Raw genomic sequence first — 1,229 nt, 5'->3', positions numbered from 1 at the left:
CGGACCCGCAAGGCCGTCGCCGACGCCGAGATCCCGGCCCAGGCCGCCGAAGCCACGGAGGCCAAGCCCGCCGCGCGCCGACGCACCCGCAAGGCTGTCGCCACGGAGCCCACGGAGAGCTGATCTCTCCTCCGACGGCCCGGTCCCCCATCCGATGGGGGCCGGGCCGTCGGCGTTTCCCGGCTCCGCCGCGCCCGCAGGACCACGGCGGACTTCACCGGGGACCGGCCCGGGGGCCACGCACCCGTCGAGCGGCCGTCGCCGACGCCCGATAGCCTCCTCCGCATGAGCAGGCCCTACACATTCGCTCCGCCCGCCGGTGTCCGCGCGTACCGGTTGTCCACCCCGCGCGGCGAATTCGCCGTGCTCGACGCCGCGCCGGAAGGACGGCTCAAGGGGACCGCCCTGTTGCTGCCGGGATTCACCGGGAGCAAGGAGGACTTCATCGCGCTGCACGTGCCGTTGGCGGCGGCGGGCTACCGGACGGTGGCCGTGGACGGGCGCGGACAGTTCGAGACCGAGGGGCCGCGGAACGACGAAACCGCTTACGCGCAGGACGAGTTGGCGCAGGACGTCCTCGCGCAGGCCGCCGCCGTCGGCACTCCGGTGCACCTCGTGGGGCACTCGCTCGGCGGCCAGATAGCGCGTGCCGCGGTGCTGACCGACCCGTCGCCGTTCGTGTCCCTGACGCTCATGGCCTCGGGCCCCGCGCAGATCTCCACGGCACAGCAGCAGCGCGTCAAGCTGCTGCGGGACGCGCTGGCCGTGATGAGCATGGCCGAGGTGTGGGAGGCCATCCAGGCGATGGAGTCGCCCGAGGAAACCGCCACGGGCGGGCTGGACGCGGGGCTCGACGACCTCGCCGACCTGCGCCGCCGCTGGCTCGGCAACAGTCCCGCCCAGCTCGTCGCCACGGGCCGCCAGCTCTGCGAGGAGCCCGACCGGGTCGCCGAACTGGCCGCCGTCCCGCTCCCGAAGCATGTGCTGTCGGGCGAGCGTGACGACACCTGGCCGGTCGCCCTGCTGGACGCGATGGCCGTACGGCTGGACGCGCGCCGTACGGTCGTGGAGGGCGCGGAACACTCCCCGAACGCCGACCAGCCACTGGAGACCGCCCACGCCCTGGCCGCGTTCTGGGACGGCGCACGGCCCACGAACGCTCCCGGCAGCACCGACTGACACCACTCCCCGCGGGCCAGGCCGCGACAGGCGACGTTCACCCCGTCGCG

Annotated in this window: 1 protein-coding gene; it reads left to right on the top strand. The window is 74.5% G+C overall.

Going from position 1 to position 1,229, the window contains the following annotated elements; translation table 11 throughout:
* The first annotated feature begins 285 nt into the window (after window positions 1-285).
* A complete protein-coding gene (locus ACWEBX_RS36800; RefSeq protein ID WP_451889096.1) occupies window positions 286-1,179 on the top strand; it encodes an alpha/beta fold hydrolase in 894 nt (297 codons plus the stop codon).
* The last annotated feature ends 50 nt before the right edge of the window (window positions 1,180-1,229 follow it).

The organism is Streptomyces sp. NPDC005070 (genome assembly GCF_053600395.1).
Note: the sequence above shows the minus strand (reverse complement) of the source record. Positions and strands in the feature narration are given on the sequence as shown.

What these genes read in the sequence shown, in the direction of transcription:
- ACWEBX_RS36800 (WP_451889096.1), top strand. Translation starts at nt 286, where the DNA reads ATGAGCAGGCCCTACACATTCGCTCCGCCCGCCGGTGTCCGCGCGTAC.